14 protein-coding genes and 1 rRNA gene are annotated in these 23,198 nt (G+C 43.3%); 2 read left to right on the top strand and 13 right to left on the bottom strand.

All coding sequences use genetic code 11. The features are described from left to right. Positions 1-248: 248 nt before the first annotated feature. The 4 genes from HXT20_RS00780 to HXT20_RS00765 all read right to left on the bottom strand — a co-directional run bounded on the left by HXT20_RS00780 (position 249) and on the right by HXT20_RS00765 (position 5,477). A 16S ribosomal RNA gene (locus tag HXT20_RS00780) occupies positions 249-1,776 on the bottom strand. A 561-nt stretch (positions 1,777-2,337) separates the two neighbouring features. Continuing rightward, complete coding sequence (gene gnd / locus HXT20_RS00775) at positions 2,338-3,213, bottom strand: phosphogluconate dehydrogenase (NAD(+)-dependent, decarboxylating) (RefSeq protein ID WP_004138455.1); 876 nt, start codon at positions 3,211-3,213, stop codon at positions 2,338-2,340. 215 nt (positions 3,214-3,428) lie between these two features. Beyond that, positions 3,429-4,769, bottom strand: coding sequence for a GntP family permease (locus HXT20_RS00770; RefSeq protein ID WP_004112718.1), 1,341 nt, complete (start codon positions 4,767-4,769; stop codon positions 3,429-3,431). Between the two features lie 180 nt (positions 4,770-4,949). After that, the gene (locus HXT20_RS00765; protein WP_004112729.1) at positions 4,950-5,477 is read right to left on the bottom strand and encodes a gluconokinase; all 528 of its coding nucleotides are present in this window, start codon (positions 5,475-5,477) and stop codon (positions 4,950-4,952) included. A 161-nt stretch (positions 5,478-5,638) separates the two neighbouring features. Here HXT20_RS00765 and HXT20_RS00760 point away from each other — a divergent pair, with 161 nt between their 5' ends. Continuing rightward, entirely contained in the window at positions 5,639-6,379 is a 741-nt protein-coding gene (locus HXT20_RS00760) for a FadR/GntR family transcriptional regulator (RefSeq protein WP_422114375.1), read from the top strand. A 43-nt stretch (positions 6,380-6,422) separates the two neighbouring features. Here the strand turns inward: HXT20_RS00760 and HXT20_RS00755 are convergent, their stop codons facing one another. The 9 genes from HXT20_RS00755 to HXT20_RS00715 form a co-directional block, all read right to left on the bottom strand. After that, the gene (locus tag HXT20_RS00755; RefSeq protein WP_422114374.1) at positions 6,423-7,256 is read right to left on the bottom strand and encodes an HD domain-containing protein; all 834 of its coding nucleotides are present in this window, start codon (positions 7,254-7,256) and stop codon (positions 6,423-6,425) included. Positions 7,257-7,338: 82 nt separating this feature from the next. Beyond that, a complete protein-coding gene (locus HXT20_RS00750; RefSeq protein ID WP_422114373.1) occupies positions 7,339-9,840 on the bottom strand; it encodes a KUP/HAK/KT family potassium transporter in 2,502 nt (833 codons plus the stop codon). 198 nt (positions 9,841-10,038) lie between these two features. Then, complete coding sequence (locus tag HXT20_RS00745) at positions 10,039-11,019, bottom strand: TatD family hydrolase (RefSeq protein ID WP_422114372.1); 981 nt, start codon at positions 11,017-11,019, stop codon at positions 10,039-10,041. Between the two features lie 65 nt (positions 11,020-11,084). Further along, positions 11,085-12,881, bottom strand: a complete 1,797-nt coding sequence (locus tag HXT20_RS00740) for an ABC transporter ATP-binding protein (protein WP_422114371.1) — start codon at positions 12,879-12,881, stop codon at positions 11,085-11,087. 1 nt (position 12,882) lies between these two features. Beyond that, positions 12,883-14,709, bottom strand: coding sequence for an ABC transporter ATP-binding protein (locus tag HXT20_RS00735; protein WP_422114370.1), 1,827 nt, complete (start codon positions 14,707-14,709; stop codon positions 12,883-12,885). 238 nt (positions 14,710-14,947) lie between these two features. Next, on the bottom strand, positions 14,948-16,696 hold the full coding sequence (locus tag HXT20_RS00730; RefSeq protein ID WP_004118189.1) for an ABC transporter family substrate-binding protein: 1,749 nt from the start codon (positions 16,694-16,696) through the stop codon (positions 14,948-14,950). 326 nt (positions 16,697-17,022) lie between these two features. Continuing rightward, the gene (locus HXT20_RS00725; RefSeq protein ID WP_004112745.1) at positions 17,023-18,918 is read right to left on the bottom strand and encodes an ABC transporter ATP-binding protein; all 1,896 of its coding nucleotides are present in this window, start codon (positions 18,916-18,918) and stop codon (positions 17,023-17,025) included. A gap of 20 nt (positions 18,919-18,938) precedes the next feature. Then, positions 18,939-19,886 (bottom strand): ABC transporter permease, encoded by a 948-nt coding sequence (locus HXT20_RS00720; RefSeq protein ID WP_004113854.1) that lies wholly within the window; start codon positions 19,884-19,886, stop codon positions 18,939-18,941. Between the two features lie 27 nt (positions 19,887-19,913). After that, positions 19,914-20,897 (bottom strand): ABC transporter permease, encoded by a 984-nt coding sequence (locus tag HXT20_RS00715; RefSeq protein ID WP_004138444.1) that lies wholly within the window; start codon positions 20,895-20,897, stop codon positions 19,914-19,916. A gap of 485 nt (positions 20,898-21,382) precedes the next feature. Between HXT20_RS00715 and HXT20_RS00710 the strand changes: the two genes are divergently transcribed. Then, the gene (locus HXT20_RS00710) at positions 21,383-22,822 is read left to right on the top strand and encodes an aminopeptidase C (RefSeq protein ID WP_004112753.1); all 1,440 of its coding nucleotides are present in this window, start codon (positions 21,383-21,385) and stop codon (positions 22,820-22,822) included. The last annotated feature ends 376 nt before the right edge of the window (positions 22,823-23,198 follow it).

The raw sequence follows: 23,198 nt of genomic DNA, 5'->3' as shown, positions 1-23,198 counted from the left end.
AAAAAACAGTCTCACTATTCTTACTCGCGTCCACTATCCAGTTCTCAAACCACCAAACACCAAGAACACAAGCCAAAAACCAAAAAGCCTCAACCTGTAATCCAAGGGCCAGGACCGCAACCCCAAAACAAGGGGGGGTGGCAATCCGGGAACCCAAAAGCATGCCCAACAAACTCATCTAAAAACATTAACTATTGTTTTCCACACCAGTAACCACACTCAACCGAGCGTGCACAAAAACTCCGTAGAAAGGAGGTGATCCAGCCGCACCTTCCGGTACGGCTACCTTGTTACGACTTAGTCCCAATCACGAGCCTCACCTTAGACGGCTCCATCCCAAAAGGGTTAGGCCACCGGCTTCGGGTGCTGCCCACTTTCATGACTTGACGGGCGGTGTGTACAAGGCCCGGGAACGCATTCACCGCGACGTTGCTGATTCGCGATTACTAGCGACTCCGCCTTCACGTAGTCGAGTTGCAGACTACGATCCGAACTGAGACCAGTTTTAAGGGATTAGCACCATGTCACCATGAAGCAACCCGTTGTACTGGCCATTGTAGCATGCGTGAAGCCCTGGACGTAAGGGGCATGATGATCTGACGTCATCCCCACCTTCCTCCGAGTTAACCCCGGCGGTCCCCCGTGAGTTCCCGGCATAACCCGCTGGCAACACAGGGCGAGGGTTGCGCTCGTTGCGGGACTTAACCCAACATCTCACGACACGAGCTGACGACGACCATGCACCACCTGTGAACCTGCCCCGAAAGGAAACCACATCTCTGCAGTCGTCAGGCACATGTCAAGCCCAGGTAAGGTTCTTCGCGTTGCATCGAATTAATCCGCATGCTCCGCCGCTTGTGCGGGCCCCCGTCAATTTCTTTGAGTTTTAGCCTTGCGGCCGTACTCCCCAGGCGGGACGCTTAACGCGTTAGCTCCGACACAGAACCCGTGGAATGGGCCCCACATCCAGCGTCCACCGTTTACGGCGTGGACTACCAGGGTATCTAATCCTGTTCGCTCCCCACGCTTTCGCTTCTCAGCGTCAGTAACAGCCCAGAGACCTGCCTTCGCCATTGGTGTTCTTCCCGATATCTACACATTCCACCGTTACACCGAGAATTCCAGTCTCCCCTACTGCACTCTAGCCCGCCCGTACCCGGCGCAAACCCACCGTTAAGCGATGGGCTTTCACACCAGACGCGACGAACCGCCTACAAGCTCTTTACGCCCAATAATTCCGGATAACGCTTGCGCCCTACGTATTACCGCGGCTGCTGGCACGTAGTTAGCCGGCGCTTATTCGAAAGGTACACTCACCCAAAAGGCTTGCTCCCAATCAAAAGCGGTTTACAACCCGAAGGCCTTCATCCCGCACGCGGCGTCGCTGCGTCAGGGTTCCCCCCATTGCGCAATATTCCCCACTGCTGCCTCCCGTAGGAGTCTGGGCCGTATCTCAGTCCCAATGTGGCCGTCCGCCCTCTCAGGCCGGCTACCCGTCGAAGCCTAGGTGGGCCATTACCCCGCCTACAAGCTGATAGGACGCGACCCCATCCCATGCCACTAAACACTTTCCCAACAAGACATGCGTCAAGTTGGAGCATCCAGCATTACCACCCGTTTCCAAGAGCTATTCTGGAGCATGGGGCAGGTTGGTCACGCATTACTCACCCGTTCGCCACTCTCACCAACCAGCAAGCTGGTCAGATCCCGTTCGACTTGCATGTGTTAAGCACGCCGCCAGCGTTCATCCTGAGCCAGAATCGAACCCTCCACGAAAAACTTCAATGAAGAGCCAACAAAAGGCTCCAATATAAAAGAAAAAGACGAGACATTCTTTAAGGAAAGAACATCCCAACAAAAAACCTCACCATCATTTAACCATCTCTCAGGCACCCCACAATCCGTGAGGCTGACAATGAACTGGCAATAATTAACTAATAAGTAGTACAGACACGCTCTTGAGTTCTCAAACCACCACCACACCAGCCGGCCCATCAACCTCAACCGAGGAGAACCAGCCGCGCTGAGCAGCAAGAGATAAACTTACACCAAACCCCACCAAAACGCAAACCAACACCAAACAAACACCACAAAACCATTGAAAACAAGCCAAAACATCGGCGTGTCGAAAACACGCAAAAAACCACAACAAACCACCACAACCACCAACACAAAACCAAAAACAACCCAAAAAACAAACAAAAAACCATAAAAAACACAAAACCCGGGAGTGTCGCAAACAAAAATAGATGGGCAATTAACACATAACTGCCCATCTATACAATCTTTATCTATTTTTTATCTATTTTTACCTTAGATATTTTCTACTTACTTTGACTATTTTTTAGTGACATGGCCACCAAACTGCGCACGCAACGATGAAACTACTCGCAAAGTGTCATCTCCACCTCCGCGAGATACTTGGCGAGCCCACAATGAGCATGCGGTAACTGGGGTTGGAACACCAAGTTCAAGTGCAGCTTCAACCATCCACTTTGCTTCACCAGATTCATTAGCAACAGGAGGCATAGATTCTAATGTAGGATCGTCTTTTGCAGCGCGCGCGAATAAGTCAAGAAGCCAAGACTGAACAACAGAACCTTGGCGCCATGAAGACATAACCTTAGCTGGATCATCTATTAATTCTGAACGCATCATTGTTGCAAAGCCTTCACCAAAAGCCTGCATCATGCCATATTCAATTCCATTGTGAACCATCTTGGCAAAATGACCACCGCCAACAGCACCAGCGTGAACGAGTCCGTCAGGGCCTTCAGGCTTCAAAGTCTCGAAAATTGGTAGCATTCTCTGATAATCTTCATCGGAGCCGCCAGCCATCAATGCGTAACCACGAGTCGAGCCCCAAACTCCTCCTGAAACTCCAACATCCATAAAATGGATTCCCTTTGCTTTTAATTCAGCAGAATGACGCTGATCATCAACATACCTAGTATTGCCTCCATCAATTACTAGGTCATTATCTTCGAGAAGATTGCTTAATTTTTCGATAGTTGTGTCTGTAGGAGAACCAGCTGGAACCATAACCCATACAATACGCGGACTCGAAAGTCTTTGTACCAATTTTTCTAAAGAGTCAACATCTCGATTTGATTCGGCACTAACATCGTATCCAACAACTTCATGACCTCCTTCGCGCAAGCGCTTAACCATGTTTCCACCCATGCGTCCTAAACCGATAACACCTAATTGCATAATAAATTCCTTCTTTCAAATTTTTTGATAACTTTTAATAACTTTTGCAAAACTGTCTTATAAAATTTTTATAAAATAATTCTGACGTCTGTATCTTTTGTATCTAATGGTTCTTATAAAGAATTTTCAAAGATATCTGCTACAAATATCTGCAAAAAATATTTGTACAAACCGTCTGTTCCTACACGAAACTTATTCAGATAATCTTTTTAATTTCATATGAACACAGGAACAACAGCGGAAACTAGCATAATAATTGCAAGTCCAACAACAGACAATACTGTTTCCATTAATGACCATGTTTTAAATGTTTGTCCTACGCTCATACCGAAATATTCTTTAACCAACCAGAATCCAGCATCATTTACATGAGATAAGAAGATTGATCCAGCACCAATAGCTAGTACGAGTAACGCTAATTGTACTTGATTTAGATTTGCAGCCAAAGGTGCAACAATTCCAGATGCCGTTACGGTTGCAACGGTTGCAGATCCAGTCGCCAGCCTAATTAGTACAGCAACAATCCATCCAGCAAGAAGAGGATTAAGATTTGCCTGAACAATGCCCGTAGCAATAACTTTACCAATTCCAGAATCTACAAGAGTTTGCTTGAATCCACCTCCAGCAGCAACTATCAACAAGATACTTGCAATTGAGGAGAACGAAAGGCCTACCAGAGAATTTAATGTATCCCTACTCCACTTTGCGCGAATAGCAAATAATATCATCGCAAAAATAGTAGTGATTGTAAGAGCTTCAAGCGGTGTTCCAATCCATGCGATTACACTACCAAATGTAGATTTTGATTGCCCCGTAATATCAACAACACTGGCTGCAAGCATAAGAATTACTGGAAGTAAAATTACGCTAGATGCTTCCGCGAATGTAGGGCGATTTTGTGGCTTATCTTCCTTCTTATTGTCTTCTTCTTGCTTAGCTTGAATAGGAACCATTTTTACCATCCAATGAACCATTAGAGGTCCTGCGATTGCTACAGTTGGTATGGCGATAATCAAACCAAAAGCCAAAGTCAATCCAAGGTTTGCATGCAAAGCATCAATAGCAACAAGTGGTCCAGGATGTGGCGGTACAAAAGCATGCAAAGCCGATAAGCCTGCGAGCGCCGGTATTCCTAAAGCAATTACTGGCATTTTTGTACGACGAGCAACAAGAAGAATAATTGGTATAAGTATCACTACACCAACTTCAAAGAATAGTGGAATTCCAACAATAAATGCGCTCAGCGCCATAGCCCATGGAAGCTTATGTTCTGGAGCTTTCTTAAGTATGGTGTCACAAATCACGTCTGCTCCACCAGAACGCGTAAGAAGAATTCCAATAATTCCGCCTAAAGCAATGAGTAATCCAACTCCTGATGCTGTGGAACCAACTCCATTAGTAAAGCTTGTAAGACTTTTATCATATGGAACTCCTGCAATGATTGCAGTTGCAATCGAACCAATCATTAACGATAGGAAGGGATGTACTTTGACCACTGCAATAAGTACGACAATAAGCGCTATACCTAATATTGCCGCAAGAATTAACCCACTCATAAATCCTCCATGATTTTGTGAATTGTTTTAATTATTGTGATGCTTTATTTATAATTCCTTGTGATCTTTTGTTTACGATCAATGCGCTAACAACTTTGTTATTTGCGTTAGTAATTTTTGAATGTATATTTTTGTGCTGCTTTACAATTGCGCCACTTTACAATTGCTATTGTTTTGCATTTATGATTGTTTTTGCAGCTGCGATTGTTCATATGTTTTCACTGCTTTGATAGCTCTATGAACCATATCTTCAACAGAACCTTCAATCGAGATAACGGTACCGTTTTCTTCTTTACCTAGAGGCTCCAAAATTGCGAACTGACTTGGCAATAAAGATGGTGGCATAAAGTGTCCTTTACGATCTTTTAGCCTCTGCGCTATTAACTCATGGCTTCCGTTTAAATGCAAGAAGTACACGTTTAGATTTTTAGAAAGAACTTCGCGATATGACCGTTTTAATGCAGAGCTTGAAACAACTGTGTTTTCTCCAAGACTTTCACGCGCAACCATCCATTTGTTAATAAGATCCAACCAAGGCCAACGATCTTCATCTGTTAGCGCAATTCCTGCGGACATTTTATCTATATTAGCTTTTGGATGAAAATCATCACCTTCTGCCAGAGTGTAACCAAGTTGATCACGAATTGCCTCAGAAACAGTAGACTTGCCGCAACCAGCAACGCCCATCACTACAATGTGAATCGCCATAATAGCTCCTTTGTTATTGACAACACTATAAGAATACCACACAAAGACTCTTTGTCAAAGAATTAAGAGTCTTTAATGTATTATTTTTTGAGCATAACTATATTTTCATTTTCTATTTGCTAGGATGAAACCATAAATATACATAAAACTGCGAGGCAAATATGGTGTCTAATACCACACAAAGTCAAATTTCTAGTGACTTAGTGACCGAAAACGCTCCTTTACATCTATCTATAGCAGATTCTCTCGCAGACGAAATAGTAAATAACAAATGGGAACCAAAAACTAATCGAAAACTAGAAGATATTCAAAAACAATATGGAATATCTAGAACAGTAGCTCGAGAAGCAACAAGACTATTAGCATCTTTGGGTTGCGTACAATTTCAACGCGGAACAGGCGTAATAGCTTGCAATCCAGAAAATTGGGACGATTTAAATACACGAGTAATCACATGGAAACTACATTCACCATACAGAGAAAATGAACTACGAGCATTAACAGAACTTCGTCTTGTTGTAGAACCTGCCGCAGCAGCTGGATGTGCATTACGCGGAGATGTAGAAATACGCTATAAATTGGGCGTAATTGGTCACGATATGGTAAAAGCGGTAGAAGAAAATAGACTGACAGATTTTCATGAATTAGATATCCAGTTCCATACTCTTTTGCTTGCAAATAGCGGTAACCCGATTTTTGCAAAACTTAGTTCAATAGTCGAAAGCGTATTACGCGGCAGAGTTGAGCTAAATCTTTATCCGCAAAAACCAAATAAAGAAGCGATATTAAACCATAAAAAGGTAACGCAGGCAATTATGGAAGGTGACGCAGCTGCAGCAAGCGCTGCTATGCACGATATTGTAGCCGAAGTAAACACTGCACTTGGATTAGCGGCTTTATAGCCATAAAAGCAAAGCTTAATCAACTTTGCTTAATCAACCTTGCCTAATCAACCTTAAGCCCAAAGAAATCTGCAAGCTTGCAAACACTCACTCTTCCATACTTATTAACCAAGAACATCCATCGCTTTGAGTTTTCTTCGCCAAATCGTTCAGCTTTACGTCTATATGTATCAACTGTTAAAAATCGCGGCGGAATCGACTTACTGTTGTATTTATCTGCAACCATCACAATTTCTTGTTCAATAGTTTGCGGAATATAGTCGCCAGCTGGAAGCGGTAAATTCTGCGAAACAACTTGCTCGCGAGTCAGCCCTACACCAGTATGATTACGCGCAAATTGCGCAGTATCTTCGCTAAAACCGTTATCAATCAAATAGTTGTAGCCGCGCAAGCCGTGCAAAATATAATGAGGACCGTCAAACTCCAGCTTACCGTTCTCTTCGCGCGAACCGTCTTTATCTAAAACAAAATAAGTTCCGATATCGTGCAACAATCCTCCAGCAAATGCAGCATATTCGTCTACATAATCACTTGGAACCGCACCTCCATCTATTTTAGGAAGAGATAACGGATCTAAATTTATTAATTTTTCAAGACACGACTTTGCTAAATCACATCTACTTTTTAAGTCTTTATTGATTTTAGATATTTGACATAGCATAATCTGTTCAACGGATGCTGGCGACTTATCCGCAAAATCCTCAATACTACCAAGCTGCTTAAAAGCCAACAACTGATTTTGACGTCTTGCAATCATCCAAGAAATCGTAGCAATAACAACACAATGGCAGTGAATCAAATTGTACGCAGCTTCACTTGGCGCAGTAGCGCGATGCAACTTTTCGATCCTATTAAAATCAGGCAAATCTGCAAGCATAATTACACCGCGCTCCTTAAAACAAAGCAACACAACAAAGCAACACAAGCAAAGCACTTGTTGCTTAGTTGCTTAAATCACTTCACTTTTTAACTGCTTTAATCTGGCCAGTATCTATTCTAGCGATTTTGCCAGTGTTAGATATTTTAGATTCCTTAGTCTCCTTATTTGCAGACTTTTCAGACTTCTCAGACTTGCCATCGCTAGAAACATTTGCATTAACAATATCTCTAGCGTTCATAATAGTTGTTTGTTCAGCATCCGACGCAACATCAGACACAACTCCTGAACCTTGCAAAGACTGAACTGCTCTAGAAGAAGCAACTTCTTCTCTCTTTAAACGAGGAGGTCTACGAGTGGAAACAAACAACGGCTGAACTTCTACAATCGGATTGTACGGAGCTAAACCAAACCACTTAACTGGCGTTCCAGCAATATGACGAATCGCATACTTCATTTTTAGCGATAACGCACCACGCAAAGAAATATTCGACTCAGGCATCAAAGCCTTATGCAAAAGCACGTAACGAATTGGACCAATATCTGGATCTGCATCAACCTTAGGGTACACAGATTGCTGTTGCGGAAGCTCGCCAGTATGCGACAAATCGTGCATAATCTGATGCAAATACGCAGGAATCGAAGGAGAAACCTTAAACCCAAGTTTGATCTTAACGCGGAACAAATAGTCCGTACCAAAATTCTCCACACAATATTCGCGAGTAAACGGAGCATCATCCGTTTCCACTGACACAGCCCACCACGCGCGCGCACGCTTAGGATGATCCGCAAAAATAGAGAAGAAGATTCCAGTATCCAAACGCTTCATTTCCTTATCGGAAGTCAAATAAACAATGTTATCCGCAAAATAAGGAATACGGAAATCACGATGAAGCTTATCTAGCACAGGCAGAAAATCCTTAGGCTTCATGTGCAAGCGCTGAGAACGCTCAATCTTAGTGCCATCCTTCCAAGTGAGCATAACGATAAGAATCGTAGCCCCAAGAATCATGGTAAACCAACCACCATGCATGAATTTTGCCATAGATGCTATAAAGAACAAAATCTCGATAATCAAGAACACAGTGGCAAAAATTAAAGCAGCAATCTTCTTCTTTTGATACCACATGTGAACAGTAAGAAGTGTTGTTGTAGCAATCATGGTAAGCGTAAGCGCAAGACCATATGCTCCAGATATATGCTCTGAATCTTTAAACACAGCTAAAACCGTAAGAGTTGCAAGACAAAGCACAAAATTAACAACAGGAATATAAAGCTGACCACGAGTACGCGCAGGGTAACGCACCTGAAGATGAGGCATCCAGTTAAGGCTGGTAGCTTCTGAAACCATAGTGAATGCACCAGTAATCAAAGCCTGTGATGCAATAATGCCTGCTGTTACAGAAAGCACAACGGCTACATAACGTAAATTCGGGCTGAGCATCTGGAAGAAAGGATTTAAGCCTTCTATAGACCATAATGCTTTATTGTTTTGATGTTGTAGCATCCAGCTGCCTTGACCAAAGTAGTTTAGAACAAGAGCAACTTTAATAAATGGCCACGTAACGTAAACGTTTCCACGCCCAACATGACCCATATCAGAATACAAGGCTTCCGCACCTGTTGTGGAAAGGAATATGATGCCCATTAACGCCATTCCTTGCACATTGTGCGAACTAAACAAAAACTTCAAGCCGTAAATTGGGTTCAAAGCTTCAAAAATTGCCCAATCTTCTCCAATATTCATGATTCCAACAAGCGCTAGGAATCCGAACCATATCATAACTACTATGCCGAAAACTTTGCCTATTCTTTCAGTTCCTCGCTGTTGAACCGAAAACAGAATCACAATAATAACCACGGTGATCATTAAAGATAGATTGTCGTTTTCTAAGAAAATAGGCCTAAACGCAGATATAGTTCGCAAACCTTCTACTGCAGAAGATATTGAAACTGCTGGAGTTAGAACAGAATCCGCAAGGAACGCAGCACCGCCAATCATTGCTGGAATCGCAAGCCATGCGCCTTTTCGTCTAATAAGCGAGTAGAGTGCAAAAATTCCACCTTCGCCTTTGTTGTCTGTGCGCATAGCTACAAACACGTATTTTACGGTTGTGATCAGCGTGATTGACCAAAACACTAGGGATAACATTCCGTAAACGGCTTCGCGACTAATGTTTTGCAATCCGCCTTGACCAGCTAAGAATGTTTGAGCAGTGTACAAAGGAGAAGTTCCAATATCTCCATAAACAACGCCCAATGCCACTATCGACATACCTAAAGTAAATTTATCTGAGCTGGTTTGGATCTTTGCCCACCATCTGCCAAGTGGACCTCTAACCGCACTATCCGCAAGCTTTTCAGCCTCTTTAACTTCTTTAGCCTGCTGATACGCCAACGCCTCTCGTTCTTCGCGAGTGGTGGTTTTCTGAGAAACTTTTGGCGCTTTTGTAAAAGAAGCGGCTTTTAGAATCGCCTCTTTAGGGTTCGTTACTCCCTTAGCAGCCTTCTCAGACTCCTTCGCCCCGTTGCGAAGATCCTTAGCGTCATCGTTAGATAGCGCTGAAACGCGTGACTTAGTCATGCTTGATTTTTCCTCCAAAAAGTAAGACCTCTTCTTTGCAATAATCTGCCATAATAAGAAGTCGCATATGGTCTTACTGCTTACAGTTTTATTTATTTGTACCTAAATATTGTATACAATAACAGATATATAGCGCAAAATTGCCACAGAATCCTTGAAAAATAAGGGCTAATTAAAGTAAGATTTAACGCATAAATTTTAAAAATCGTAGATTTCTTTCGTTGTTTTTAAAGTTGACTTTGCCACTTCTAGCAAAGAACAGTCAAGCGCGGTTGCTAACGATTCAAGTGTATAAGGAACCATATAAGGCGCGTTCGGACGACCTCGATAAGGCATTGGTGTAAGGTACGGCGCATCTGTTTCAACAGTTATGTGATCTTTGCCAATGATTCGCGCAGATTCTTGTAAATCTTCGTTACCTTTATAGCTAATCGTTCCAGAAAAACTTGCGTACCATCCGTTTTCTTTTAGCACTTGAGCTAAGTCTTTCCCGCCAGAATAGCTGTGAAACACTGTGCGCTCTGGCGCTCCGTCTTTTAGCAAAATTTCTACAACATCACTATGAGCATCTCTATCGTGAATTTGGAGCGGCAAATTAAGCTCTTTTGCAAGTGCTATATGCGCGCGGAATGATTCGCGTTGGTAAATCCTTGCAGACTCGCCTGTGCGAAAATAGTCTAATCCCGTTTCACCTATTGCCACTACTTCTTCTGCGTTACCTACGACTAGCGAGCGCAAGTGTTGCATTGCTTCGTCAAATGAAATATCATGATACGGCTTATAAACCACCGGTAAGCCGTCTGGTCCTTCTGCTCCCCTATGACCGTGTAGAGGCGCTTCGTTGGGGTGAATCGCTATTGCAGCACGCACGCAATCCGCGTGAGCTGCCGCAAAATCTATTGTTGGCTGCCAATTTGGATATTCGCATCCAACCTCAATCATTTTAGAAACGCCTGATGCTTTTGCACTATTTACTAAGTCATCTGCACTTGGTTCCGCAATTGGTTCTCGCCCTTTTTGCGATAATTCTTGATTAAGATTTTTTGCAAAATCCACTACGCTTAACATGTGCGTGTGGTCGTCTGCGATTGTTATGCCTTCTTTAATTAGATTCTGCCATATTTCAGACTGCTCTGTTAAAGAAGGCGCCCAATTGTGTTCGCGATGATGCTTACTCATGATTTACAAGTGTAGTCGCATATTTAACGTGGCTTAAAACGTGACTTAAAACGCAACTTTTGCGCTTACTGGATCGCAGCACTAATCGCAGCGTATTGCGATTCCACAAGCCTGTAATACGCACCTTTTTGCGCCATAAGCTGCTCATGGCTTCCGCGCTCCACGATTTGCCCATGGTCAATCACGCAAATCAAATCCGCATTCTCTATTGTAGAAAGCCTGTGTGCAATTACAAAAGAAGTGCGATTTTTAAGCAATTGAGCTAATCCTGCTTGCAACGCCTCTTCTGTACGCGTATCTATATTGCTTGTTGCTTCGTCTAAAATTAGAATTCGCGGATTCGCAAGTAATACTCTGGCAAACGATATAAGCTGCCTTTGTCCTGCAGAAAGAGTGGCTCCTCGCTCCTCAATTTCCGTATCGTAGCCATTAGGCAATTCTTCAATAAACTCGTGCGCGTGAACTACGCGAGCCGCCGACTCAATCTCCTCGTCTGTTGCGTCAAGCTTGCCGTAGCGAATGTTTTCTTTAACAGTTCCGCTAAATATAAAGCTGTCTTGAAGCATAACGCCCATTTGCTTTCGCAAAGATGCTAACGTTATTGAGCGCACATCGTAGCCGTCAATTGTGATTGAGCCTTCGGAAACGTCGTAGAATCTAGAAAGCAGGCTTACAAGCGTTGTTTTACCCGCTCCAGTAGGACCTACAAGCGCAACCGTTGTTCCAGGCTCAATGTGCAAGTCAACTAAATTCAAAATCGGCTTTCCGTTCTCTTCGTAGCGGAACACAACGTCGTTTACGTCAACCCTGCCTTTAATTTGCGGCAATTCTTTTGCATCTGACTTATCTACAATATTTGGCTTAATGCTTAGCGTTTCAAAAATACGCTCCAAATACACTGAGCATGTTACGAGTTGCGTGTAGAAGTTACCAATGTTTACAACTGGCTCCCAAAAAGTACTCGAATACCACACAAATGCTATAAGCGTACCCGTGCTTATGTTCATACTACTTGCATTCATTATGCCAACGTAGTAAAGCAGCGAAATTGCTGCGCTTTCAATAATCGAAGCTCCTGGCCAAAGTAGCATTTGCACTCTAACGTTTCGCATCCACGCTTTTCTGACTCCCGACTGCTGATCTTGGAATGTAGCGTATTGTTCTGATTCGCGCGCAAAAGTTTGAGTGGTTTTTACGCCTGCGATTGATTCGTGCAAATATGCGTTAAGATTGCTTTGTTTATTCGACAATTTTTTAGACGCTTTTCGTTGCAAAATTTGCAAAGTGCGAGTCCAGATTATAAAAACCGGGAATAATACAAGGCTCCACAATGCCATTCGCCAATCTATAGCAAACATTGCGATCAGCGTAATGATTAGCACAAAAACATCGGAAAACACGTTGATTAAACCAGAAGAAAGCGTGTCGGAAAGCGTGTTTATGTAGTTTACTATGCGAATCAAAATCTTGCCGTGTGGGCGCGAATCGAAGTAATCAAACGATAACGATTGCACGTGCGTAAAAATATCTCGTCGCATATCTTTAATTATCATTTGGCCGAGTCGCGTAATTGCAAGCGTTCTGTAGGCTAACCCAAGCTCATACAGCACAATAAGCACGCCAAACAATGCAATAAGCACGTACAAATAAGAAACGTTTTTATTAGGCAAAACTACATCTATAAGTGTTTTTGTAATCATTGGAGTTACTGTCATAATGCAACTTCCGCTAATAACAACTAAAACTATTTTGACTAGTTGCCATGCGTACGGCTTTATGTATTTGCGAACGCGCATCAACTCGTGTAAATTTACGTGCTCTTCTTGGCTTTCATCTTCTTTATAAGTGTTGCGTTGCGCCATTCTACTCACCTTTAGCCTTGTCTAAATCTTCAAATCCCAAAGCTTTGCCCATTTGCATACCAAGCTGCTTTTTGTAGATTTCCCAATATCTTCCATGCGACGCCACAAGATGCTCATGCGTTCCGCGTTCTACGATTTTGCCGTGATCTAGCACAATAATCATGTCTGCGTCTTTAACAGACGAGATTCTGTGAGCAATTGTGATTACTGTGCGAGAACCATCTAACTTTTTTAGCTCTTTTTGGATATGCTCCTCAGTTTCCATGTCTACTGCAGAAGTTGTATCGTCCATAATCAAGATTGCAGGATTATTAGCTAGCGCGCGAGCAAGACTTAAGCGCTGCTTTTGACCGCCCGAAAGGCCAACTCCTCGTTCTCCTACAACGGTTTCGTAGCCTTCTGGCATGCTCATAATAAAATCGTCTGCATCTGCGATTCTTGCCATACGCCTAATCGTGTTATCTAATTCTTTGCAATTTTCCTCGTTTTGAGGCAATCCAAAGCTAATATTTCCTGCAATCGTATCGGAGAACAGGAATGTTTCTTGCGCGACTATGCTAACTTGATTTCTAACAGTTTCTAGAGGCCATTCGCGAACGTCTTTTCCATCAATCAAAACGCGACCACGAGTAGGATCATAAAAACGCGCTATAAGACTTACAAGAGTTGATTTTCCAGATCCCGTTTCGCCTAAGATTCCAAGCTTTGTGCCTGCTGGAACATCTAAATCAATATCGCTTAAAATTGGCGAATCAAGATCGTCTGGGAATGCAAAATCAACGTGTTCAAAAGTTACGCGGCCCTTAACTTTAACGTTTTTCTTGGCAGCGCTTGGCAAATCAATATGCGATTCTTGCGTAAGCAGCTTACGAATATTCACGCATCCTGCGTTGAATCGCTGCCAATCGTTAATAAGCCACCCAACCATTCTTACTGGCATGTGGAGCATCCAAAGAAAACTGTTAAACGTTACAAACGCGCCCAAAGTCATGCTTCCATTAAGCACAAGCCATCCGCCAAATCCTACTGTTACAAGCTCCAACGCAAAGCCCATACCGTCAAGCCATGGCATGTATTTTTGCGTGTTTTTTGCAAGCGTAATATTGCGATTAAAGTAATCTTCATTGCATTTATCGAATTTCTGAGTTTCAAAAGGCTCGCGAACAAAAGCTTTTACAACGCGATTGCCTTCAATGTTTTCTTCTACCATTGAATTCATGCGTGCAAACGATTCGCGAATCGCAAGGAACTTTGGCCTAGCATTCTTGCCCATAAGCTTTGCAAGCCAGAACAAAAATGGTGTAATTGCCATAAGCGCTAGAGCTAGCTGCCATTGGATTGAAAACATTATAACTAGCGCAAACACAAACATTACTAAGCAATCCAGCGCCATATAAGACACCCAGCTTAAAATGTGGCGAATCGCGTCCGTATCCGAAGTCATGCGGCTCATAATGTCGCCTGTGCGCGTGTGATTAAAGTATGTAAAATCAAGCGAATGCAGCTTCTCGTACTCGTCGCTTACAAGGCGATACACGGCGTTTTGGCCAAATCTTTCCATTTGAAGCTGGTAGATATATCTTGAGCCTACGCGAATAATCATCATTGCAACCATTAGCACGCATACGCCAAGAAGTAAATCATGCTGTTTGCCAATAATTATTTTGTCTACAATAAAGCCCGAAAGCAGCGGCATTGTCATTGCCATTGTGTCGTTTATAGTAAAAAGAACTAGCGATACGCCTACTCTCCACATATCTGGCTTACAATATTGCAAAACCCAGCGCACATTGCTTGCGTCTTTGCGTTTACTTGGATTTACATACATGCGCTAGATTCTCCCTTATTTTTGACTTCGCGATTTATTTTTTATTAAGTTTTATTAAGTTTATACTATTTTTCTGAGTTTATTTTTGCGCGACTATTTTTTACGCGATTATTTTCTGCGTAACTACGCACGCGATTACAGCAAAAGCATGTGGCGTGCAGCCAAAGACCACACGCCACATGCTATAAGTTAAGCAATCAGCTTAGTAAACTTGCGCGAGTTATCGCTACAAATTTACTCACTTCTGCCAACCAATGTTTTCAACAAAAACGTTAGCATATCCAGCAGGACCGCCGTTAGCGAAGCCCTTCTTGTATGCCTGATAGGTTGGAGGAGCAGAAACTGGAAGCGTACCATACTCGGCGAAAGCCATGGACTCAGCCTTGTTGGCCAATGCAGTCTGTTCCTTGTAATCGTAAGTCTTACCAACCTTGGCGAGCAGGGCATCAATCTTCTTGTTGCCAGTGCCAGTAAAGTTGGAATCGCTCTTAGAACCGTAGACCTGGGAAGCGGATCCCACGAAGCTCAATGGGGATTGGGAAACCCAAGCCATTGGAAGCACCTGGAAGTCGAAGGAGCTTACAGTCTTAGAGAACTTAGAAGCAGGCTTGTTTACAGTCTTGCACTTCATGCCAGCCTTCTTCATCATGGCCTGGAATGCGTTAGCAAGAGCTGCCTGAGTAGAGTCATCGCCGAAGAAGGTAAATGTGAACTGAACGGTCTTACCATTCTTAGCGTAGTAACCGTCTTTGCCCATCTTGTAGCCAGCGGCCTCAAGAGTCTTCTTAGCGTTTTCTACGTTGAACTTACCATCAGCTGGGAGGTTGTTCTTGTAGCCAGCCTGGAACATGGAGAGAAGCTCCGAACCTGGCTGCTCGCTCTTCCAGCTCATACCCTGGAACTGAATCTTGTTGTAGGTGGCAACGTCGAATGCCTGGACAACGGCCTTACGCACGGCCTTGTCTTTGAATGCGCCAGCCTTTGCGTTTAAGTTAATAACACGAATCTTGGTGCTGTAGCCGTAACGGAGCTGAGCGCCCTTAACGCTACGAGCAGCCTTAACCTTATCCTTGGTGGAGATGGAATCCACGGAATCGATTTCGCCGTTCTGGAAGGCGTTCATTGCAGCGGTATCTTCCATACGCTTTACAACAACCTTGTCAAGCTTTGCCTTCTTGCCCCACCACTTTGGATTGCGCACGAAAACAACCTGATCTTCGGTTGCGGACTGAATCTCGAATGGACCTGCACCCCACTCGTTGTGAGGATTATTTACCCAACCCTGGTTGAATACGGTTGGATCGGTTGCCTTTGGATGAACCAATGGAGCGAAAAGCAATTCCCAAGTTGCGCATGGCTTATTGTACTTAACGATTACTTGCTTAGGATTTGCGCCCTGCTCAACGGACTCAATGCAGTCATAGCCCTCGTGAGATGGTACAGAGTAGGCTTCGTTCTGGCCATTCATAACTTCCCAAGTAGCCTTGAAAGCAGTGTAATCGATGTCTGTACCATCGTTCCACTTAGCCTTTGGGTTCAAATCGTACTGAACTACGAGTGGCTTGTCGCTAACCTTCTTAACAGAAGTAATGTAATCAGGGTTGTACTTAACCTTCTCGCCCTTAACGGTATCGTAATAAGGAAGCGATGGCTGGTAGAAGCCCCACAAAGTGCTCATATACGCGGTGTTACCGTCGTTAGAAGCGTAGTTCCAGTTTGGACCCATGTCAGAAAGCGAGAACGTGTAAGTACCGCCATCCTTAACATTGTCACGAGGCTGTGGATTGTCATAACGCTTGTCAACCTTAGGCATTGGAAGAGCGCCAGCGTAGGAAGTATCCACACCTGCGGCTGGCTCTTCGGTCATACCGCCCTTGGCCTTATCTGCTGTAGTAGCAGTTGTGCCACCGCAAGCGCCGAGCAGCATTGCAACAGAAAGTGCAGCTGCGGCGAATACAGTTAATTTGCCTGCATTAGTTTTTTTCATGATTCCTCTCATTCCCCAGAAATGATGTCCGCTTTCTGGTATGTGTGTAGAGTATATCTAATCTTTTGACATTTTGTGTTACGACTTTTTTAACAAATACTGAATTTAAGCTTTTGTTACTTAAGATTTAATCCATAAAAAAGAAAATTAAATACATAAAACAGTCAAACAGAAAATTTTTTAGTTTATTTTAATTAAAAAACAAAATATATTACTTTTTTTAGAATTTATATGCCTGTAACAAAAAATCGCGTGTGTCTTGCATAACACACGCGATCAAAATTGCCCTAAACAAAAAGTTTAGGCGTATTCACAAAAGATTAGAATCAGACGCTTGCAACGTCATCAAACGAATCTTCTTCGTTGAGAATAATACGCTTACGATTCTTCTCAATCGTAGGATCTGGAATTGGCACAGCACTAATCAAAGCCTTAGTGTACGGATGCTTAGGATTATCAAACACCTCATCCGTTTCTCCAGATTCAACAATGCGTCCATGGTACATAACAGCAATTCTGCTAGAAATGTGACGAACAACTGCCATATTGTGAGCCACGAACAAGTATGCAACTCCCAACTTATCCTGCAAGTCTTCAAGCAAGTTGATAATGCCAGCCTGAATAGAAACATCCAAAGCAGAAACAGGCTCATCAAGAAGCAAAAGCTTAGGATTCACAGCCAAAGCACGAGCAATAGCAATACGCTGACGCTGACCACCAGAGAACTGAGTTGGGAATCGATCAACCTGATCTGGATTCAGCTCAACAAGCTGCATAAGCTCCGCAATACGCTGACGAATCTCTTCTTTAGACTTCTTTTGAACATGAAGAGGCTCTGCCAAAATATCGTAAACAAGCATACGAGGATCAAGAGAGCTCATAGGATCCTGGAACACGTATTGGATCTTAGAACGAAGCTCGCGACGCTGCTCTTTAGTCAACTTATCGTTAAGATCGGTGCCAAAAACTGTAATAGAGCCAGCTTCTGGCTTCTTTAAACTCATGATTTCCATCAAAGTAGTTGACTTACCAGAACCAGATTCGCCAACAAGTGCCACAGTTTCGCCTTCGCGAATCTCAAGGTCAATGCCATCAACAGCGCGAACTTCGCCAACCTTGCGTCGCAAGAAACCGCCACCAGTAATTGGGAATGTCTTAACTAAGCCCTTAACATCCAAAACAACCTTGCGATCCTCGCGAGGAATGCCCTCAAACATTGGCTTAATAGTTTTTTCGGTTTCTGCATGAAGCAGCGCGCGAACGGTTTCGCTTTCTGCCTCAAGACCCATCATATCGCTAGTATCTCCACTCTTTTCTTCTGCCATCAACATATCCATTGTTGGCTTAGAGATTGGAGTTAAGCGGCGAGTACGCTTTTGGTCAACGCGCGGAACAGCGCCAAGCAAGCCGATTGTGTATGGCTGAGTTGGGTTAGCAAAAATCTCCTCAACGCTATTATGCTCAACCAAATGACCCGCATACATAACAATAACTTCGTCTGCAACGCCAGCAATAACACCCAAATCGTGAGTAATGAAGATCATTGCTGCGCCAGTTTCACGCTGAGCCTTCTTCAAAACATCCAAAACCTGAGCCTGAATAGTAACATCCAAAGCTGTGGTTGGCTCATCAGCAATAATAATATCTGGGTTATTCGCGATTGCCATAGCAATCATAACGCGCTGACGCATACCGCCAGAAAACTCGTGAGGGAAAGACTTTAAACGCTCAGCTGGCTTAGTGATACCAACCAAGTTAAGCAATTCAATAGAGCGCTCACGAATCTGATCTTCGGTCATATCTGGATTATGAATAACCAAAGCTTCCTTAAGCTGATCTCCAATAGAAAACACTGGAGTTAAAGCAGAAAGAGGATCCTGGAACACCATAGCAATATTCTTGCCACGAATCTTACTCATCTCTGCATCAGACTTCGTTAACAGCTCTTCGCCCTTATAAACAACAGAACCCTTAACAGACGCGTTCTTATCCAGCAAGCCCATAACAGCAAGAGAAGTAACAGACTTACCAGATCCAGATTCACCTACAATACCAATGGTTTTTCCGCGGTACAAATCAAAATTCATATTGCGTACTGCATGAACCGTACCAGCTTCCGAAGCAAAGCTAATTTGCAAGTTGCGTACAGAAAGAAGTGGTTCGTTGTTCTGATTTTCCATCACAGAATCTTCCTTAATTGCGTCATTCACCATATCAGTCATGTTTAAACCTCCAACGAGCCTTACTCGGCCTTACCAACAGACCTAGAATATGGATCAATCGCATCGCGAAGACCATCGCCAATAAGCTGAACAGAGAAAGTCAAAATAACCAAAACCGCAGAAGGAACCAAAAGAACCCAAGGAGAGGTCATAACGCTACTTTGACCAACATTAAGAAGAGTACCCAAAGAAGTATCTGGAGCCTTAATACCAAGACCCAAGAAGCTCAATGCGGTTTCGCCGTTGATTGCGCCAATAACACCGAGAACCGTGTTAATAATCAGCACAGAACCAAGATTTGGAACAAGGTGGCGAACAATAATGCGGAATGAAGAAACACCTTCAAACTTGGCTGCGCGCACATATTCACGCTCACGCAAACTCAAAGTCAAAGTGCGAAGCGTACGAGCATAACCAATCCAACCAAAGGAAGTCATACCAAACGCAAGCCAAAGCCAATCATTGCCACCGGTCGCGGAGCTAACAATCAAAGCAATAAGCAAGAAGGATGGAACAATCAAAAGCATGTCCAAAACCCACATGCCAACTTGCTCAAACCAACCCTCAAAGTAAGAAATAGCAGTACCAACCAAAGCAGCAATAATTGTAATAGAAATGGAGCTTACAATGCCAATAGAAAGTGAGCGACCAAGTCCGCGAACAACCATTGCATACATGTCTGATCCGCCAGGAGTTGTGCCAAGCCAATGCTCTGCGCTAGGAGGAGTTGCAAGAGCCGTAAAATCAGGCTCATCGTAGCCCCACTTACTAATCTTAGATCCAAACAACGCAAGAAGAATCAAGAACACAAGCAAAACCAAGCCAACGACGGCAGATGGTCGCCTAAAGAAACGACGCGTATAAAGCGTAATCTTGCCAGTGCGCTTAAAATTACCCCAAGAATTAGCAGTCGCCTTCTTGTCTGCAGCAGACTCTTGAAGGTTTGAAGATACATCTTTTTTACTCATATCAATAACACCTACACTGTTCTGCAATTAGTTCAAGCGAATACGTGGATCAAGCCAAGCAGAGAAGATATCTGCCAGCAAAGCTCCAGCCAAAGTACACACAGCTCCGAATGCAGCAATAGCAACAGAACCATTAATGTCGTTATTAGAAATCGTCTGCACAAAATAGCTACCCAAACCGTTAATTGCAAACACGGTTTCAGTAATAACGGCGCCCGTAAACACACCTGCAATTGAGAAGGCAACATCTACGGCTGTAGGAATCAACGAAGTACGCAAAGCGTGGCGGCGAATAGCAATGTTCAAAGGCAAGCCCTTAGCACGAGCAGTGCGAACATAATCAGCATTCATAGTGTCAAGCAAATAAGTGCGCTGCGTAAGATGGTATCCAACCATGCCAGGAACAGTCATAACAATTGTCGGCAAAATCAAATGCTGTAAGAAGTCAAGAACAAAAGCAATAGGGTTAGAACCTTGATAAGAATGCAATCCCGTAACAAAGAATAAACGAGAGCCAGCAGCATTGTTAACGCTAATTGCAGCTAACACAATAAGCAATCCAAACACAGCAGCTGGAACAACAAGCAAGAACGTAGCAATAGAGTTAAGAACTCGATCCTGCCACTTGTACTGACGAATAGCAGTATAAACGCCAACACTAACACCGAAAACAATACCAAGAACAGTTGCGCAAGTAACTAATTGGACAGACGCACCAATACGAGCCGCAATCGCAGGACCAACAGGAGCCTGCTCTGGGCTTAATCCCCAATCCCAACGAGTAAGAACGCCAGTAATCCAACGCAAATATCTCGTAATAACTGGAGTTTGGTCGTTAATGTTCGCCAAATCCAAAGAACGGTTAATCGAAGGAATTGGTGGATGCGGATGCCTAGACATATAATTCGATCGCGGATCCATAAAAGCACTTGCCAAGAAATACGTCATGGATACGGAGACAAACAGCATCACAACATAATTCAGGCATCGTTTAACGATGTATCGTATCATTGTGACTCTTTTCTACGTCTAACCATTGTTACCTCCATCTGGTAACTGCAAGCCTAAAGCTTGCACACTGCCATCGTTTGCTATACCCAGTTGCAAAAGCAAATCAAAAGCATACTCAAGGCACACTTAAGTAAGCCCTCATAAATGGGACATGTAATTAGTATATTTTTAGCTAACCTATGTACATTGCTTAAAATAAACATGCAATAATACGGAATAAATATCAATTATCACAAAAATTAATACACAAAATCAACAAAACATCAGAATATTTAACGGAATTATTTAAATTTTACGAAAATTAGTTTCGTAAATCGTAATAAAAGTGTAAATACAATAACATTTCGTACTAACAAAACACATTGCAATTAGTTTTACTAGCATCCTACTAAAAAGCACAAATCACGCAAAACGCTACTCGTGCATTGAACACGCTACAATAACGCTTATTCGCCTATTTTCAACCTAACAACAAAAGGAGATATATGTCTGAAAACGTAAAAGCCGTTACCATAGACAACGTGCGCGAATATTCCAAGCATTTTAACGAACAGCGAGCAAATCGAGTAGCCGCAAACGCTTCTGTAGCAAGCGGCGTTCTTAAAGCTGCAACAAGCTATCAAGGACAACGCGCTTTACCACGCAACTTCTCCATAGAATTAAAACAAGGATCAATAACAAACCAACAGCACTCTGGACGTTGCTGGATGTTCGCTTCCCTTAACACTTTGCGTTACGAATTAATGCACAAGTGGAATTTAGACGACTTCGAGTTTTCCGAAAGCTACCTGTTCTTCTGGGACAAGATTGAAAAGGCAAATGCGTACTTGGAAAACGTGTTGGCAACATTAGACGAAACCCTAGATAGTCGAGTCTTTGAAAACATTAACTACGGTCCGATCGACGACGGCGGATGGTGGCAAATGTTCGTTAACTTGGTAAACAAGTACGGACTCGTACCAAAAAGCGCATACCCAGATTCACAGAATGCTATTGACTCAGATGCATTCGTACAATACATAAATACCAAGTTGCGTGAATTCGCGGCTGAATTGCGCGAAGCACACAAGAACGGTACTTCCATAGAAGAGTTGCGCGAAATGAAAATCCGCGACCTTGAAACCGTATACCGTATGACAGCTATCGCACTTGGCGAGCCACCAGAGCGTTTCGACTTCATTGCACGTACTAAAGATGACGACGATAAGAAAGACGAAAAGGACGACAAAAAGAACGAAGCCAAAGAAGACGATAAGAAGGACGATAAGCCAAAGACTGGCAAAGACGATCGTCCAATGATTCGCGAATATGGAATAACACCACTAGAATTCGCAAAGAAATACGTTCCAATTGACGTAAACGACTTTGTGAGCTTGTGCAACTCCCCAATGGAACACACTCCGTTCAACAAGCTCTACCAGCTTAAATACACCACAAACGTTGCTGAGACGAAGGAAATGGAGTTTGCAAACGTTGCGCTAGAAGTATTCCGAAAAGCAGCTGTCGATCAGCTAAAAGACGGACACCCAATTTGGTTTGCTTGCGATTGCACGCAATTCTCGCTAAGGCAAGATGGGTTCTTTGACCCAGCAGTTGTGCGCGTAGACGAGCTATTCGATGTAGAGTTTACATTCGACAAAGCTAAAGGTTTGGAATATATGGATTGCCCAGGCAACCACGCAATGACCTTTACTGGCGTAAACCTTAACAAAGATGGCGAGCCAGACCGCTGGAAGATTGAAAACAGCTGGGGTAAAGATAACGGCGAAGACGGATACTACGTTGGATCCGCGCAGTGGTTTGACCGCTACGTTACAGAAATCATTATTAACAAGAAGTATCTTGATGAAGCAACGCGAGCAATATTGGATCAGGAGCCTGTAATGCTTGATCCGTGGATTCCACTTACAAAGCGCTGCCGCTAAACTTGATATAGAGTGTAACTGATTTATAAACGCAGATTGCAAACGCAAATTACAAATGCAATCTGCGTTTTTTATTTTATTGCGCTTTCCTATTTGGGGTTGCGCGCTCCTTACTTGGTATTGCGCGAGGTTTGATGTATTTCTCTCCTCGCAAGTCCCGTCGCTACGCTCCTCTTTTATTGCTCGTATAGAAATACATCAAACCTTCTGAATATCTGGAACTTTTACGTGGTTTTCATCGCTGAGATTCTCGATTTTTCTTACTCTCTCGGCGAGTCACCACCTTCGGCGCTGAGGCTCGCCTCTTTCGCTGCGAAAAATCTCGAATCTCCACCACACTTGGCAGAAATAAAGGAACAAATGGTAGGGTAAGCGG

This window comes from Gardnerella sp. DNF00109, assembly GCF_049262845.1.
Taxonomy (GTDB): Bacteria; Actinomycetota; Actinomycetes; order Actinomycetales; family Bifidobacteriaceae; genus Bifidobacterium; species Bifidobacterium vaginale.
Note: the sequence above shows the minus strand (reverse complement) of the source record. Positions and strands in the feature narration are given on the sequence as shown.

Bases quoted from the DNA above. Each gene is read 5' to 3' on its own strand.
- HXT20_RS00770 (WP_004112718.1), bottom strand. From the start codon at position 4,769: ATGAGTGGGTTAATTCTTGCGGCAATATTAGGTATAGCGCTTATTGTC.
- HXT20_RS00750 (WP_422114373.1), bottom strand. From the start codon at position 9,840: ATGACTAAGTCACGCGTTTCAGCGCTATCTAACGATGACGCTAAGGAT.
- HXT20_RS00710 (WP_004112753.1), top strand. From the start codon at position 21,383: ATGTCTGAAAACGTAAAAGCCGTTACCATAGACAACGTGCGCGAATAT.
- HXT20_RS00765 (WP_004112729.1), bottom strand. From the start codon at position 5,477: ATGGCGATTCACATTGTAGTGATGGGCGTTGCTGGTTGCGGCAAGTCT.
- HXT20_RS00720 (WP_004113854.1), bottom strand. From the start codon at position 19,886: ATGAGTAAAAAAGATGTATCTTCAAACCTTCAAGAGTCTGCTGCAGAC.
- HXT20_RS00730 (WP_004118189.1), bottom strand. From the start codon at position 16,696: ATGAAAAAAACTAATGCAGGCAAATTAACTGTATTCGCCGCAGCTGCA.
- HXT20_RS00740 (WP_422114371.1), bottom strand. From the start codon at position 12,881: ATGGCGCAACGCAACACTTATAAAGAAGATGAAAGCCAAGAAGAGCAC.
- HXT20_RS00715 (WP_004138444.1), bottom strand. From the start codon at position 20,897: ATGATACGATACATCGTTAAACGATGCCTGAATTATGTTGTGATGCTG.
- HXT20_RS00735 (WP_422114370.1), bottom strand. From the start codon at position 14,709: ATGTATGTAAATCCAAGTAAACGCAAAGACGCAAGCAATGTGCGCTGG.
- gnd (WP_004138455.1), bottom strand. From the start codon at position 3,213: ATGCAATTAGGTGTTATCGGTTTAGGACGCATGGGTGGAAACATGGTT.
- HXT20_RS00725 (WP_004112745.1), bottom strand. From the start codon at position 18,918: ATGACTGATATGGTGAATGACGCAATTAAGGAAGATTCTGTGATGGAA.
- HXT20_RS00745 (WP_422114372.1), bottom strand. From the start codon at position 11,019: ATGAGTAAGCATCATCGCGAACACAATTGGGCGCCTTCTTTAACAGAG.
- HXT20_RS00760 (WP_422114375.1), top strand. From the start codon at position 5,639: ATGGTGTCTAATACCACACAAAGTCAAATTTCTAGTGACTTAGTGACC.
- HXT20_RS00755 (WP_422114374.1), bottom strand. From the start codon at position 7,256: ATGCTTGCAGATTTGCCTGATTTTAATAGGATCGAAAAGTTGCATCGC.